Genomic DNA, 12,985 nt, shown 5'->3' on the forward strand with positions numbered 1-12,985 from the left:
TTATGAGTACAACTTTTTTATCAGAAGATATGACAAGATACTATGAGGATATGTGGATTGCTCACCAGTTGGAAGCGTTGTCAAATGGAAAATATCGTTTCCTCAATAATTTAGAATTTGGAAACTATAAAAACGAATTTTGGAGTATTATTTCTGCTGATGAATGGTCTAATATCAGTTTCCATTTTGAATTGAATTGGAAAAGAGGACTACCAATAACAAATGTATCAAAAATCAATATACCTATTCATTTGGAAACCAAAAAAGGTCATGAAGAATTATATCGTAAGGCAAGAGAATGCTTTGAAGCGCAGGGTTATAGCTTTATTGGTGAAAAAGAAGGAGCTATTCTTGCGTCAGACAATTCTAAATTTCATGAGTCGATAACTCCTGACTTTTCTTCCGAAGAAGCGGCAAAGGCGACTATTCGTGAAATAATCAAGATTCTAGATTCAGAGTCTTATCAAAAGTGTGCTCATATCATAAATGAGTTTATCCGTGAGCAACAGAATAAAAATTGATATTATAATTAGGCTATAGGACATAAGGCAGTAACGCCCTATGTCCTTTGCTATAATATGAAATAGAAAAAGCACGAAAATAATTATTATACCATGCAGGCACAAGTTCATTTATACTCATCCTCCTTTGATATAATATAATCACAGTAAAAACATAGGCACTTCACAGAGCACATATACATTCTGCACATTTTGAGTACTGTCAATCTGTGCAAAAAGGAGATTTTTCTATTCACCCCTCTGAATCTTCGGGTTTCAAATTTTTGAGTAGTATAATGAAGAAAACCAAAACCATGACTTTCTTTCAGGAGGTAACATATGGATTATTATACAAGACCGGCATGGGTAGAGGTATGTCAGAAATTCTTCGAGGCTTATGTCGAGTTCCGAGTTGAGGGTACCGAAAAAAACAGAATAGAACACAACTGTCGTCAAATAGAAATTGCTTTTTTTGACTGTAATGATTTAATTTCAGTCGAAATGTATTGCCCAAACATTATGAGAAGTGTGAGCGGATGCTATGACGGCTCAGCTCAAAATACAGAAAAACTGATAAGAATGATACTTTGGCTCGCACTTGATGTCGAGGAACTGGAAATTTTCAATATAGAAGCGATCGAATCTAAAGAAGAATATAGTGAGTTATGGGATATACTTGTAGAAAAGTATTGTCGTTGCTATGAGGATACCATTGAGGAGCGTTGGAAAGGAGCAGGCGAAGAAAGCTTTATATTCAAACTTCATGATCGTCAAATCAATGTATACTTTTATCCTCATGGTATGTGGGAGGATAACGGATGGATCTGTGTAAATCTTTACTGCCTTGACACAGGATTTAACATCTCAACGATTGTTGACCAGACAGATGATGATACTGAGTATCTTATCAGCTTGATACAGGACATGACCTTAGAACCAAAGATCATCAATTTTAGTATTACAGATTCCGTAAGAGAGCATGATCTTATCAGAGAAGCGTTAGTAGGCAGGCAGACAGAGAATGGGCTAAATCGATTAAGACATCCTTTTTCAAATCCGAGCTTAATTTGGAACAGTGATGTGTTTGTGGATCGATACTTAACTCTTCATAACAGGGATATCAAAGTACAATATGAGAACAAGTGCAATCACATAGTAATTATCCTTAGTTGCCTCACAACAGGTAAATCTTGTTCTTTAGCGCTTTCCAAGCATAGCAATAGCAAGGAGATAGATGATGTTTGCGAGGAAATGATCTACAAGATACAGGAACTCGCATGGGAAGTTGTTTAACTGGTGTTGGGGCGGAAACGCCCCATCCTCTATGATATAATATAATTACAGAAGAGAAAAACACATATTCATTGTCTAATTTTAGACAGGAGGTATAGTTTATGGCGATAAGACCAGTTTATTCTACATCAAACGGTAAGGTCATCAAAAACGAGTACGAGTTTCAATGGTTCGCAGGCTTTTCTTTGGCTCAGAAGCAAAGATCCATTGTCGCACTGCATAATGCAGTAAAAACAGCCAATAAGAAAGCAACTCCTCTGGAAATAAGTACAAAGGGGATAATTGACCTTGGCGTTAAGCTGAGTGCTTTCAATCTTAAGCTTAACGGATACACATTAGAGAATATTTTCCAGAGTTCAAAAGTTTTTTCAAACGGAGGTCCATATCGTGATTTGTTGGACGTTAGTCCCAAAGAATCAAAAAGAGACGATAGACTTCATATTTCAGGAGCTCTTTTGGGTTTCAATTATTCTGGTATAGATTTTCCGCTTGAGCCCAAAACCGTTTTCTACGACTATATTTATATCAATGCCGTTAAACAAACACTCCTTCCCGAAGAAATCGAAAAAATCAAAGGGTATACTCATTTTACGGATATCGAATTCAATCCTCAAAGGAGCATCAACACTCAAGCGAAATCGGTAGCAATTATCCGTCTTATGCTTGAGCTTTATAACGAGATACCTTCTTTTGACGTTTCAGACTTTATACGTTTCCATAGCGAAGTGGTAAAGTGCTAATGGCATATACGACATAGAGCGGTTTTGACCTATGCCCTGTGATATAATATAATCACAGAAGAAAAACGTATTCATTGAGCTGTTTTTAAGTCAGGAGGTAAGTATATGTATCAGTACACTTGCGATGCGAAATACTGTGCGACTTGTGCCTGCTGGTCAGGAAGAAGAATTGTTTGTGACCGTTGGGGGTCGAGGTTAGAGGTCATAAGCCCTATGGATACAGGGAAATGTCAGAATCAAAATTCAGGATATCGGGGACAGACAAAACAGGCGAACGGAGGATGCTCTGCATTTGTAAAATACGGAGCGCTGAAGTAACCGCCTTCAGTTAATAAGTATAATAAGGCTATTTTCAAGGAGGAAATACTTATGTTAATTACATCCGCAAAAGCAGCGAAGATGCTGCGTCAGCTTAACGACGAACTGCGTACATTACAGGTTCGTGAGGGAAAAACAAAGACCTTTGTTGCTGCGCTTCAGGAGGACATCGAATCTGTTCGTCCAAAGTATAACTTCAAGGAAATGCGTGATGCTCAGGCAGAAGTTGAGAGGAAGATACGCAAACTCAAGCACGCATTAAATATATTCAACACAACAACTGTTGTTCCAGAATTTGATATGACCATCGACGAGATGCTCGTATTTCTTCCGCAACTCAACAAACAGTGCTCTTTACTTAGCGGAATGAGGGACGCTATGCCCAAAGTCCGCGTAAGTTCAGGCTATTCCGGTAACAGTGCGATTCTCGATTACCAATATACCAATTACGATATAGAGGAAGCCAACAAGCGTTATATCGAACTGTCCGATATGCTTGCCAAGGCTCAGACAGCACTCGATCTCATTAACAGTACCGTAGAATTTGAGATAGACATCTAAAGTGTTTTCCGTTTACAGTTCTTACACTTGCCTTTTGAATATGAACGGTTAATGTTCATGTTCAGTGTTATAGTTTATAGTTATTATTATCAGTTATTGGTTTAGGTCAGTGTTCAATGTTTCTGACTTTAATTGATGAATGATAACAGGTGTGGGAACTGTAATAAAAACTTTTTTGTCAGCGGAAGTTCGGTTTCAGGCTGGCAGATTATAAATCACAACTTAAAACACACATTTGTTTTTCGGGAGGTATGTTTATGTTAAATTACGAGGTTTCAAAAAAAGGCTACGAGCAGTTCAAAAAGGATCTCAAAACCAACAACGAAGCTTTCCATTGGTTCAAGAGCGAGTTGGATTTTCTAGACAGCTTCAAAATAAAAGTAGATTGTGAGACAGCATTGCAACAGATAAAAACAATAAACTCAAAGTATTCCACACACTTGTCTTTTGGAAAATCAGAATTGGCAGACGAGAGCAGAGAACTTGCAGCCTTCATAGCTAGCAAGAGTTTTCAATCAAGAATAGGAACCAAAGATATAGATGTTGCAGCAGCTCTTGTTATCGATTTAGCAAAGGCTGCTAAAACAAGAGGACGATTTCTCCTATCATTTGCTTCGAAGTATTGTCATCATTGTTATCCAAATATGTTTCCGATTTACGACAGCATAAACGCAATATACTTAAAGGAGAATTATTCCTATAAAGATAAAAAGGACTACGGCGAGTACATAGATGCCTATAGTCGATTCTGCCAAAAAATAGATGTTAATTTAGTAACTGTCTCCAACAGGTACGAAGGCTTCTATGTCGATAAGTTTATAAACAACATTGACAAAAATACGAAGTAACACACAAAATCTGTCTGCTTTAGAAGAGACAAATGCGCAATAACGTTAAATTCTTCGGCTGCCTCATAGGCGGGGTAGCCGGTGATGCACTGGGATATGCAGTGGAATTTCTGCATAAAGGTCAGTTTTTTATATAAATGCTGATAAGCCAACAACGCCATATATGTGCTGTGCACGGAACGGAGATTTGTTATGAGAGTATACGAAGGTTATGGAACTGGTCATCCTGTTTACACGATTAACGGAAATGAGGTCTATCAGTGCTATGGTACTGGACGTCCTGTCTACACAATTAGTGGAAATCAAATATACCAAGGTTCTGGAACGGAACATCCAGTTTTTACAATAAGAGGTAATCAGTTATATCATGGCTATGGTACAGGGCATCCAGTCTATACAATTAAGAACAATCAGGTTTTTCAGGGATATGGAACAGGCCATCCTGTATACACAATAAGGGATTATTGATAAGGAGGTCGAATTATGCAGGAAAATAAGAAGGGCAGCAGATTCACATTTGACAGCTTTGAGGTCAACAAAACAAACAGCCAAGCTTTTGATAAAGCGAAGCAGTTTGCCGAAAATACTGACTCAAAGCCGCTTGCAATATTCGGCGGCACAGCAACAGGCAAGACTCATCTGCTATATGCTGTTAAAAATGCGATTGAGCAGAATGCGTATGAGCTTAATGTGATTCTTACAACAACAACGGATATGGTTTCCTCTCTTACAAATATAATCAGCAATGGCGGTTCAGCAGAGAAGTTCCGTGAGAAATATTTGCAGGCAGATGTTCTTCTTGTAGATGATATACAGGAACTTGCAGGAAAGGAGAAAACGCAGGACGAGCTTATACTTCTTTTCAATGCGTTTTACGAATCTAGCAAGCGTTTCATGATGACCTTCTCACAGAAAGAAGCACATGATGGACTTAAAAAACGTTTGTTTAGTCGTGTTTTCTGGGGTGATTTTGCAGAAATCACAACTGCGTATATTAACAAGCTGATTTAAATTGAAAATATAGATAATCAATCGAGGGCTTTGTAGAGAAAATATGGAGGGTTTCGATGACCGTAACTGTATATTCAAGAGAAGTAATCGAGCGTATTATAGCAGAAGGATCATTTCCAGCTAATACTGTTGTAATCAGCTTCTACGATCCTGCTATTAAGCGTATCGACAAGGACTATACCCATGTGGATTACAGCGGAGTGTGCAAGAACGTATTCTATAGCGAGCTTGAGGATCTTGATCTTGAGGTTCTCAAACGCAAGGGATATACATACGATATTTATTTCCCAGAGGCAGATGATATGGCTATGTTCATTGTAAAAGCCTACAATAGCGGTAAGGATATCATCTGTCAGTGCGAATACGGTCAGAGCAGAAGCGCAGGCTGTGCTGCGGCTATTCTGGAATACTTCTATCACACTGGCATTTCGATTTTTTCGAATTATAATTACTATCCTAACCAAGTCGTATATCACAAAGTGTACGATGCCATAGAAAGGCAGAGACGCTATTACGATAATAAATACTATTTTGCTGCAGATGCAGATGTAATAAAAAAGAACATTGAAAAACTTAAGCTTCCTGACACACTTCTTGACGGTTATCAGCCGGAAAACAGTCATTCAGTGGTAGATTTCAAGATAGAAATCGAAAGGCATTTATCAAAGCAGAATATGCTTTACCATACTCAGGAAGAGATTTTAAATGCCGTGAAAAAAAGCAAACAGCCTATATATGCTTCATTTAGTGTATCTAAGCTTCGTTACTTGTATTTCGCATTGAATCCTGATGGAGTCGGTACACGTTTCAGATATGGCTACGAGGAGATAACGGTTTACATTTATTTCAACAAGTATTACTTCAATAATACAGATCATAAGTTGCCTGTACATCGCCGAAGAGCAGAGAGTAATAACGCATTCATATTAGGTTCAAGAGGTCATTTCAACTCCTTATCATTTTTTGGAAAACTGTCATGGGACAGTGAAAGGAAAATGATAGATGCAGTTCCATTTATTATTACAAATCTCAAATGATTTATTCTGTTATCAAAATATACGTAAAAGAACACCGCCACAGAAGGCGGTGCTTTCATTATGAATCTTCAAAAATTTTATCAGCCGCATCAAGGTCAAGAAGATAATACTTCCTACCTCTCTGGCGGTTTTCAATAAGCAAATTAGCAGGAATAAGCTTTAACCTGCTTCGCACAGTGTTCTCTGACAATTGCAACTCATTAAGAAGCTCTTCACGAGAGATACCGATATTGGAGAAGAGAGCTGCCTGGATAAGCAGTTCGTACATATGAGAGATATCAGTCTTTTCAGCATTTGGTAAGCTAACGATACGCTGGCAATAGTAATCCCACTTAAACTTCTTATCTTCAAGAGTCTCCAGCAACTGTTGTAACGATATCTCAACTAAATTCAAAAACATCTCCACAAACGGCGTTAGTTCTGCCTTGTTATGCGGATCATTACATACTTCAAAAGCCTTATAGTACTTGGATATGTTTTCTTTTATCGTATATGATAATCTGAATCCTATCAGAGGATTGAGTTGTCTTGAAAGAAGATAGCTGCTGATGAAACGACTCGTTCTACCGTTTCCGTCATAGAATGGATGAATGTACCCGAACAGGTAATGAAATACCGATATTCTGATGAAAATGTCGATATCATCATCATTCAGCACATTCAGACTCTGGTTCATTGAATCGATTATCTTACTTTCGGGCGATATTCCTTTATGGATAACCTTCTGAGTAGCTGACTGAACTTCGACACCTGAACGACGGAACAATTCACCATCAGGCAGATTATCAGGATCAGTTGCCTTTATCTCTTCATAGAAGATATCGTCATAGACCTTGCGTATATCCTGACAGGACTTAAAAGACATTGTGTGATCATCTTCAAGAGCTGCATACTTAGCAACAAGACCAACGAACCTGTTGCGTTTATCACGAGTTGATAGATCCTGAAGAATTTCACCGATCTCTTTTCTGGTACTGTGAACACCTTCTATGTTGTTGGTCAGGAGTATTTCATCAATAAGACATTTGGATGTGAACTGAGATATTACAAGCTGAGGCAGTGTATTGGTCAATGATTCAACACCTTTATCCAAACGCTCAATCGATATTATCTGTTTGTATATCTCAGGGGTCTGACAAATGAATGCAGCATTCTCTCCGATATTTACAGATAGGTGAATAGTATCAGCATCATTATATCTGTTATCGTACTCTGTCTTATACTCTTTAGCTCCCATATGGAATAAGACTTTTAACGTTTTCCTTGACATATATCTCATCTCCTTACTGCCTGTAGTGAGTATTATTGAACACTCTGAATCAAATATGCATTGAGTATGTATATGAATAATCCACTGTGCAAAACGCAAATACATATCACTTTTGAGTTTTACACCTTGATTATATCACATCTAAGCGCAAAAGTCAATAAGAAACGGAGATTCCCCAATGACGAAGAGGCCATAATAATTCTTACTAATTTTCAAAATAGGACATCCTTGCCAAGCAGTTCGATAATGTATATATCATCGAATGGGATCGTCGTCTTAACGGCCTTCAACAACCAATACTTAGGATTGATTTCATTTTGAAGAAGAGCTATTTTTAGATCTCAAACTCACCTTATATTCATTTCTTATCAATGAATATGCTATAATATTGCATATTGTTTCACTAACATTTTGAGAATCCATATACATCAATTCATCTGACGGAAGAGAACCAAGGTAGATCATACCGTCTTTCACAAGCGAATACTAAATTGATATCATAAATTTGCTTTTTGATTTGTTTGAAAAAAGAATATGGTCGTGTTAGAATATATATGATTATTTGAATTCTTGATATATATATTATTCTTATGAAGCAATTTCATTAATAAAATTATATGAAAGGAAGAATAGTATGAAAGCGAATTATCATACGCATACATATCGTTGTAAGCACGGTAAAGGTACAGATAGAGAGTTTATAGAACAGGCTATTGCAAGCGGGTTAAAGGTGCTCGGTTTCTCAGATCATTGTCCTTGGGTATATGACAATGATTATGAATCTCCTATAAGAATGCAGCCGTCAGATCTTGATGATTATTTCTCATCGCTTCTCTCGCTCAAAAAAGAATATGAAAAGGATATTACTATATACATAGGCTTTGAATCTGAATATATTCCTGAGCTCATGGAGAAGCAGGATCAGTTGCTATCAGGTTATCCTGTTGATTATATGATCCTCGGTCAGCATTATAACGAGCCTGAATACAATTCCCACTATAACGGACACGGCACAAACAGCTTGAAACAGTTTACGCGATACATAGACCTGATTATCGAAGGTATGGACTCAGGACGATATAAGTATGTAGCCCACCCTGATCTATTATATTATGCTGGTGAAGAATCCACAAGAGTAGAACAGTACACGCGATTATGCAAGTATTTCAAGGAGCATGAGCTTCCAATAGAAATCAACCTTATAGGACTCAAAAATGGACTTCATTATCCGTCTGACAGGCTTCTTAGAATAGCTCATGAAGTAGTAAATACAGCTATTATCGGCATAGACGCACATACCCCGAATCTTATAGGTGATATAGCTTCAATAGAGCTTGGAAATACTGTAGCTGAGAATTACGGTATAGAACTTATTGATTATCTCCCAGGACTTGAGCCTAAAATATAAAAATAACAGGAGGGATCACCCTCCTGTTTCTTTTTTATTATTATATGAATCTTTAATATGTTTTTCCAAAACGAATGCCGCCACGAAGGCGGCATAGTAAATATATGCATTTAATTACAGTCTTTATCGGATTATGATATGACTATTATTTTGTTTTTATGTATTCTTCTAATGCTGCAACATTTTCTTTTGTTGTCGATACATAAGCATAGTATGCTAGAATATTTGACACATCAACCGCATTTATTGCACCGTCATTATTCACATCGGCTGGCTTTTTCTGCTGCTGATTATAATCGCCGTCCTTATCTGTGAATATAAGCGCGTAATAAGCAAGAACAGATAATACGTCAACAGCATTAATCTGTTTATCTCCATTTACGTCACCTAATAAGAACTGATCGTCCACTGTATATACAGCCTTTATTTTTACAGTCAATCCCTGAGGATAGTTTCACAGCCATTTACCGTTAGCGAAGGTAATTTTAAGGGTATTGAACACTATATTTCCCTGAGACACATTATTGTCCAGAGTGACATTGTATGATCCGCTGCTTATCTTACTTTAATAGCGCAAATATTCCGTCCAATGGACGGAATATTTGTAATTATTATTGATTAGGATCAAGAGTATTTATTATTTTGAGAAGATATTTTTGTATTTTCAATGCATCATTTCCTGTAAGGCCTTTAGTCGATATATCGACATCTGCCTGTAGCATTCCTTTCTGTGTTATAGCACTGGGTGATGTTCCGCCATATCCATATTTATTTGGATTGGCAATTGATTGCATAATCAGTACTGCATCTGACAGATCAACTTCGTCATCGCAATTTGCATCGCCAAAAAACATTATAGTTGAAACATAGTCAGCTGATGCTGTAAAATAACCTGGGCTACCTTTTTCGTCAACGCATGCATATTGAGTATTGATTATTTCAGGGTTATACTTTGTTCCATTTCCACCAATTAATGAATTGCAGCCATTAAATAAAACAGTATTAACAATTTTCGATGTAATCTTCCATTTGTTAGATACTATTATCTTTTTGAGATCTGAACAGAAGTTGAACATTCTATCTGCATTTATTAATGATGAAATATTAAAACTTGTTAGGTCTAATGAAGTAAGGTTACTGCAATTATAAAACATTGTCTCCATATTTATAACATTTGATGTATCAAAGCTGTTGATATTCAATGAAGTTAGGTGATTACAGTTTGCAAACATACTTCCCATATCAGTTACTCGTGAAGTATTAAAGTTTTTCAGATCAAGTGATGTAAGACTATAGCATTGAGCAAACATACTGTTCATATTGTTAACATTCGAAGTATCGAATTTGCTTAGATCAAGATTAATAAGTTTATCGCATCCAAAGAACATTTGCTTCATATTTGTAACATTTGAAGTATCAAAATTACTGATATTAATTGATGAAATCATCGGACAGTTAATGAACATACTACACATATTTGTTACTTTTGAAGTATTGAAGCTGCTAAGATATACTGATGAAAGGTTGTTGCAGTTATCAAACATTTCTGCCATTTTAGTAACGTTTGAAGTATCAAAACTTCTTAGATCTAATGTTTTCACTTTAGTACAGTATAGGAACATATCGCTCATATCCGTTACCTGTGATGTATCTGCATTTTCAAGTTCAAATGTTTCGGCGGAAAGTGAAGAAAATAGGCCTTTACTGTTTTCAGGGAATATTGTTGTTTTTTCGGTAACAACTTTCTTGACTTTGTTATTGTTTCTATATGGTTTTATATCATCAACAGTTATAGCTCCTTTGAGTGTCAATATACCTGTTCCTTCGTCAAACTCGACATTATTCTTTCCTTTTGATACAGTTACCCTGAGGATAACAGTATCATCATCACTATTTGATACGAAAATCATTGCGCTGCCGATAGTTCTTGCAGTTATTACTCCTGATTTAGAAACTGTTGCAATGCTCTTATCACTTGACTCATAAGTCAAGTTAGATTGATTTGCGGTAATAGCAAACTGTTCTCCTACCGTAAGAGAAATACTGTTTTCTTCAAGTTCGAGAGGCGGCAGTGTTGAAGTTGTTGATATTTTTGATGTAATTGTAGTTGTTGATGTTGTCGTAGTTTTCTTGCTAGTTGTCGTGGTTGATTTTGATGTTGTCGTAGTTTTCTTACTAGTTGTCGTGGTTGGTTTTGATGTTGTTGTAGTTTTCTTACTAGTTGTCGTGGTTGGTTTTGATGTTGTTGTAGTTTTCTTACTAGTTGTCGTGGTTGGTTTTGATGTTGTTGTAGTTTTCTTACTAGTTACTGTTGAAGTGGTTGTTATTTTGGTTGTAGTAGTTGTTATTTTTAATGGATCTTTTTCTTCTATTTTGGTGAATTGATCTTTATATCCGCATATTTGTGTCGAATTACTGTTATTTGATGTTACTGTTCCTGAATTAGAACATCCATAAAAATTTGAAGATGATGTACTTCCGCATATACAGCCTACATTGGTTTCAACAGTTACTGTTGGTTTACCTTTATTAGCGGTGTTTAAGCGATAACATTTTTTTAGATTATAGTATGTATTGCCGTAATTATTAGTATATGTTGAAATAGTTTCTCCTGTTTCATAATTTATCGAAGGGGTTGCTCCTTCTTTTATTTTATTTTTGCAAATAATAGTTCCAGAATTTTTACAAGAATAAAAATTCACAATTTGAGCATTACCACATATACCTCCAACATATAGTTTTGAATCAACGTTGTCATAGCGTAGATAGCATTCATAATATATTTTTTTATTTACGCTGTCTATAGTTTCAACATTACTCGTATATACGACGGTTTTAGATTGAAGTGGAGTCGCAGTTGCATTAATACTTCCATTTGTATATGTACATTCTCTTATAGTGGCACTTGACGAATAACCGCATATTCCTCCCACATACATTGCTGAGAAATGGCGATCTGTAGAACGTGTTATATTAACGGAAGAGCTACAGTTTAAAAGCATTCCTCCAGTTTGTTTACCACATATTCCACCGATATATATGTTATCATACGGGTAACTCATGCCATTTTGAGATGCAGGAGTATTGCATGTGATATAGCCGCTGACATTACAATTGAACATATTTCCATTACTTTCGTTTGCTATTATTCCAATTAATGGAGTTTTGGATGAATCCTGGGAGGTTATGTTCGAATTGAACGATATTTTTTCGATAGTACCGCTATTCTTTTTTATAAATGGATTTTTTAATCCTGATATAGAATGATTCATTCCGTTGATAATTCCTTCAAAAGTATCCATTGAGTTTAAGCTATAATTGCTGAAACTAAAGTTATTTTGGAGGTAAAAAGTTTTGTTTTTAAATGTGTCACCAGATATATTTAAATTCACAAGACCTGCAAGCTGTTCTGCTGTATTTATTTGAAATTCTGTTTTTGTATTGTCATACCACGAAGTATCATAATTTCCGCTCCACACTTTGGTGGTATTAGAACTATCATCAGCTGAACCAACTAAAATTAATGTGTTTTTCGTAAAGGTATTGCTTATGCTTCCAATCATACATATGCAAGCAGTAAAACCAGCTAATAGCTTATTAAATTTCATATTTTCATCCCCTTTTTCGAAGCATGTTTTTTATTACTTTTACAAATATAATTTAATAATATAAAGAATTCTTCTTTATATTATTATAATAACATTTTATTTGCACATATATGAGAATAATTTGTTAATATTGCTTTGCCGAAGAAGAATTTGTAACAATCCATAAATAAGTGCACTACCATTTGTATATTTTTTCTTATAATACGCCCTACGCGCTGTATCTAAGCATTAAAATATACATATTGTAGATGTTTACATAAAAACCTTTTGTAACTCAAATTCAGAATATAAGACAATAAATTATAAAAATGATGTTAGTTATTATGATAAAAGATTCCACTAATTTAATGAAAAGCTGCTTGGCAATGATATGTATTCAATCATTGCCAAA

12 protein-coding genes are annotated in these 12,985 nt (G+C 35.8%); 9 read left to right on the top strand and 3 right to left on the bottom strand.

Going from position 1 to position 12,985, the window contains the following annotated elements; genetic code table 11:
- Window positions 1–2: 2 nt before the first annotated feature.
- The 8 genes from BUB28_RS05740 to BUB28_RS05780 all read left to right on the top strand — a co-directional run bounded on the left by BUB28_RS05740 (window position 3) and on the right by BUB28_RS05780 (window position 6,308).
- On the top strand, window positions 3–521 hold the full coding sequence (locus BUB28_RS05740; RefSeq protein WP_072949700.1) for a hypothetical protein: 519 nt from the start codon (window positions 3–5) through the stop codon (window positions 519–521).
- Between the two features lie 318 nt (window positions 522–839).
- The gene (locus BUB28_RS05745) at window positions 840–1,793 is read left to right on the top strand and encodes a hypothetical protein (RefSeq protein WP_072949701.1); all 954 of its coding nucleotides are present in this window, start codon (window positions 840–842) and stop codon (window positions 1,791–1,793) included.
- Between the two features lie 101 nt (window positions 1,794–1,894).
- Entirely contained in the window at window positions 1,895–2,533 is a 639-nt protein-coding gene (locus tag BUB28_RS05750) for a DarT1-associated NADAR antitoxin family protein (protein ID WP_072949703.1), read from the top strand.
- Window positions 2,534–2,902: 369 nt separating this feature from the next.
- Entirely contained in the window at window positions 2,903–3,412 is a 510-nt protein-coding gene (locus BUB28_RS05760) for a hypothetical protein (RefSeq protein ID WP_072949707.1), read from the top strand.
- 257 nt (window positions 3,413–3,669) lie between these two features.
- Entirely contained in the window at window positions 3,670–4,260 is a 591-nt protein-coding gene (locus BUB28_RS05765) for a hypothetical protein (RefSeq protein WP_072949709.1), read from the top strand.
- Between the two features lie 192 nt (window positions 4,261–4,452).
- A complete protein-coding gene (locus BUB28_RS05770; protein WP_072949710.1) occupies window positions 4,453–4,728 on the top strand; it encodes a hypothetical protein in 276 nt (91 codons plus the stop codon).
- A 15-nt stretch (window positions 4,729–4,743) separates the two neighbouring features.
- Complete coding sequence (locus BUB28_RS05775) at window positions 4,744–5,271, top strand: DnaA/Hda family protein (protein WP_072949712.1); 528 nt, start codon at window positions 4,744–4,746, stop codon at window positions 5,269–5,271.
- A gap of 56 nt (window positions 5,272–5,327) precedes the next feature.
- The gene (locus BUB28_RS05780; RefSeq protein ID WP_072949714.1) at window positions 5,328–6,308 is read left to right on the top strand and encodes a hypothetical protein; all 981 of its coding nucleotides are present in this window, start codon (window positions 5,328–5,330) and stop codon (window positions 6,306–6,308) included.
- Window positions 6,309–6,366: 58 nt separating this feature from the next.
- Here the strand turns inward: BUB28_RS05780 and BUB28_RS05785 are convergent, their stop codons facing one another.
- Complete coding sequence (locus BUB28_RS05785; protein ID WP_072949716.1) at window positions 6,367–7,578, bottom strand: Fic family protein; 1,212 nt, start codon at window positions 7,576–7,578, stop codon at window positions 6,367–6,369.
- A gap of 634 nt (window positions 7,579–8,212) precedes the next feature.
- On the opposite strand from BUB28_RS05785, the gene BUB28_RS05790 reads away from it, so the two are divergent.
- Window positions 8,213–8,986: a histidinol-phosphatase gene (locus tag BUB28_RS05790; protein ID WP_072949718.1), complete on the top strand. Its 774-nt coding sequence runs from the start codon at window positions 8,213–8,215 to the stop codon at window positions 8,984–8,986.
- Between the two features lie 145 nt (window positions 8,987–9,131).
- Here BUB28_RS05790 and BUB28_RS05795 read toward each other — a convergent pair whose 3' ends face one another.
- Both BUB28_RS05795 and BUB28_RS05800 read right to left on the bottom strand, forming a co-directional pair.
- On the bottom strand, window positions 9,132–9,425 hold the full coding sequence (locus BUB28_RS05795; protein ID WP_175460887.1) for a dockerin type I domain-containing protein: 294 nt from the start codon (window positions 9,423–9,425) through the stop codon (window positions 9,132–9,134).
- Window positions 9,426–9,597: 172 nt separating this feature from the next.
- The gene (locus BUB28_RS05800) at window positions 9,598–12,594 is read right to left on the bottom strand and encodes a BspA family leucine-rich repeat surface protein (RefSeq protein ID WP_072949721.1); all 2,997 of its coding nucleotides are present in this window, start codon (window positions 12,592–12,594) and stop codon (window positions 9,598–9,600) included.
- Window positions 12,595–12,985: the final 391 nt, after the last annotated feature.

It is taken from the genome of Ruminococcus flavefaciens, assembly GCF_900143025.1.
GTDB lineage: Bacteria > Bacillota > Clostridia > Oscillospirales > Ruminococcaceae > Ruminococcus > Ruminococcus flavefaciens_I.